Origin of the sequence: Methylobacterium variabile (genome assembly GCF_001043975.1) — a bacterium.
Taxonomy (GTDB): Bacteria; Pseudomonadota; Alphaproteobacteria; order Rhizobiales; family Beijerinckiaceae; genus Methylobacterium; species Methylobacterium variabile.
On record NZ_LABY01000525.1, the window covers coordinates 1 to 2,873 of the forward strand.

The following is a 2,873-nucleotide window of genomic DNA, read 5'->3' on the forward strand; positions in this document are numbered from 1 at the left end:
ATCCTGCCCGACCTCAAGCATACCGGGTCGCCCTGGGCCACCCTGGTCGGCGGCGCCGTCGGTGTCGCGGCCATGCTCGCCGTCCGCACGCTGGAGCGTCGGATGAAGGGGCCGGTCGGGCTGCTGACCGTCACCGGCATCGACATCCTGGTCGATGGGCTCGTCCTCGGCATCGCCTTCGCGGCGGGCGCCAAGGCCGGTCTCCTGCTCACGGTAGCGCTGACGATCGAGGTGCTGTTCCTCGGCCTGACCGTCGCGAACGAACTCGGTGAGGGCGGAACCTCGAAGACCCGAGTAGTCGGCCTGACGGCCGCCCTCGCCGTCCTCCTGCCGCTCGGTGCGCTTCTCGGCGGCCCGGTCGCTGCACTGCCCGCAGCCATCCGCGGCGCCTTCCTCGCGTTCGGCCTGATCGCGCTCCTCTACCTCGTGACGGAGGAGCTTCTGGTCGAGGCGCACGAGACGGAGGACCGGCCGTGGGTAACGGCGATGTTCTTCGCGGGCTTCCTGCTGCTCCTGCTGCTGGACGAGATGGTCGGGTGAAGGAGAGCCGACGATGGCGGCCGGCGACGGACACGGAATGGTTCATGGTGGCCCACACCTGCTCCTCGTCGAGGACGACGACGGCATGCGCGTGCTGATCACCCGCCTCCTGCGCGAGGGCGGCTTCCGGGTCACCGGCTGCCGGAGCGGCGGCGAGATGTGGTCGCTCCTGCCCGACCTCGCCGTCGACCTCGTGCTGCTCGATGTGATGCTGCCCGGAGCCTCGGGCTTCGATCTGCTCCGTGCGTTGCGCGCGAGAGGCACGCTCCCCGTCATCATGCTCAGCGCTCGCAACGAGGAGGCCGACCGCGTCCTCGGTCTGGAGCTCGGCGCCGACGACTACGTCGCCAAACCGTTCGGCCGTCCGGAACTCCTCGCCCGCATCCGGGCGGTCCTGCGCCGCTCGGCCATCGCTCCGACGCCGGTCGCCGCGGCGCGGCCGGAGGCGCTCGCATTCGCCGGCTGGCGGCTTGACCTGCGCAGTCGCGCGCTCACCGATCCGGAGGGCGCCACCGTCGACCTGTCGAGTGCCGAGCATGACCTGCTCCTGGTCTTCCTGGAACATCCCGGGCGAGTGCTCGGCCGCGAGCAGATCCTCGAGATGAGCCGGGGGCGCCTCGCCGCGCCCTCGGACCGCAGCGTCGACACCCTGGTGAGCCGCCTGCGGCGCAAGCTCGAACCGCTCGAGGGCGCAGTCCCCATTATCAGGACGGTGCGCGGCTCGGGCTACATGCTGACCGCCAAGGTCGAGCGCGCATGAGGGGACTCGCCAGCCTCGCCCGCAGCCTGGAAGGGCGCACCGTCGCCGTCCTTCTGGTCGCGGTCCTCCTCGTCCACGGCGGGGCGCTCGCGATCTACCGCCACTCCGCCGCCGCCGCCGCGGACGAGGCCTTCGCGACTGAGGTCGCCCGGCAACTCGTACTGGCGCGCGAGGCGATCCTGAGACGTCCCCCCGAGGCCCGCAGCACCGAGGCCAAGGCCTTGTCCTCCAACCACTTCGAGATCGGCTGGGACCCCCAACCGCATACCGGTCCGGCCCCGGCGACCGACGCAATGCTTCGGGATCTGCGTGACCACCTGCTGACACTCGAACCGGTCCTCGGCCCCGCGCTCTCCCTCACCCTGGAGGTACCTGACGGGCCACTCCACCAGCAGGATCTGCACGGGACCATCCGGCTTCCCGACGGGAGCGCCCTGACCTTCCGCTCGGCCCACGCGCCGAGCCTCGTGCAGGTGGCACCCTGGGCTTCTCTCGCAACTGCCATGGCTATCCTCGTCGGAGTGGCCGCAGTCGTTCTGATGCACCGCATTGCCGGGCCACTGCGCGAGCTGACCCATGCCACCGGCCGGATCGGGCACGGGGCAGTGGTACGGGTGCCCGAGATCGGTCCAGACGAGATCCGCGGGATCTGCCGAGCCCTCAACGCGATGCAGGAGCGCATTCACCGGCTGGTCGGGGAGCGGACCCAGGCGCTCGCGGCGGTCTCTCACGACCTGCGCACGCCGATCGCTCGGCTGCGCCTGCGCGTCGACCGCGTGGAGGATGAGGGCGAGCGACGCGCCATGGAAGCGGACCTCGACGAGATGCAGGCAATGGTCGAGGCTACGCTCGCCTACATGCGCGGCGACGCCAACCCGGAGGGCCGCCAAGTCACCAACGTAGCGAGCGTCTTGATGGGTGTCGCCGACGCCTCCTCGGATGCGGGCCGGGACGTCTCGTTCGAGGGACCCGGCCGCGCCCTAGCCGTCGTGCGCCCGGTGGCCTTCCGGCGCGCCCTGGAGAACCTCGTTGACAATGGCGTGCGGTACGGGACCCGGGTGCGCATCGGCCTGAAGGTCGAAGACGCCGCGCTGGTGCTTCGGATCGACGACGATGGTCCCGGCATCCCGTCGACGGAGGTCGCCCGTGCCTTTGAGCCGTTCACGCGGCTGGAAGGCTCCCGGAACCGCAACACCGGTGGGACGGGTCTAGGCCTGACCATCGCCAAGAGGGCCATTGAGTCCGAGGGCGGCACGCTCGGTCTGAACAACCGCCCCGGGGGCGGCTTGCGGGCCGAGATCCGCTTGCCGCGGGTCGGCCCACGCGGCTGACATACTTCGTCACGAACGCGGCGAACGGGGGACACCCGACCTGTCTATTTTAACTTTCGACGCGGCCACCGCCGCACGAACACGGGAGACAGACCAATGAAGCGCACGATGGCTGCCATTCTCGCCGCGGGCATGCTGCTTGGGGCTGCGGCGCCCGCGCTCGCCCTCGACGGCCACGGCAATGCATCGAACCCAGAGCGGGCGTTTCCGAACACCGGCAACGTCTCGGGCGGCCCGGCTCA

At 70.6% G+C, this 2,873-nt stretch carries 3 protein-coding genes; all 3 read left to right on the top strand.

From position 1 onward, the window contains the following. On the top strand, nt 1–540 hold a 540-nt coding region (locus VQ02_RS34310; RefSeq protein WP_048448758.1), incomplete at its 5' end, for a ZIP family metal transporter. A gap of 13 nt (nt 541–553) precedes the next feature. Then, a complete protein-coding gene (locus VQ02_RS34315) occupies nt 554–1,300 on the top strand; it encodes a response regulator transcription factor (RefSeq protein WP_048448759.1) in 747 nt (248 codons plus the stop codon). Beyond that, nucleotides 1,297–2,631, top strand: coding sequence for an ATP-binding protein (locus VQ02_RS34320; RefSeq protein ID WP_048448760.1), 1,335 nt, complete (start codon nt 1,297–1,299; stop codon nt 2,629–2,631). The genes VQ02_RS34315 and VQ02_RS34320 overlap by 4 nt, the downstream gene beginning before the upstream one ends. Nucleotides 2,632–2,873 lie beyond the last annotated feature (242 nt).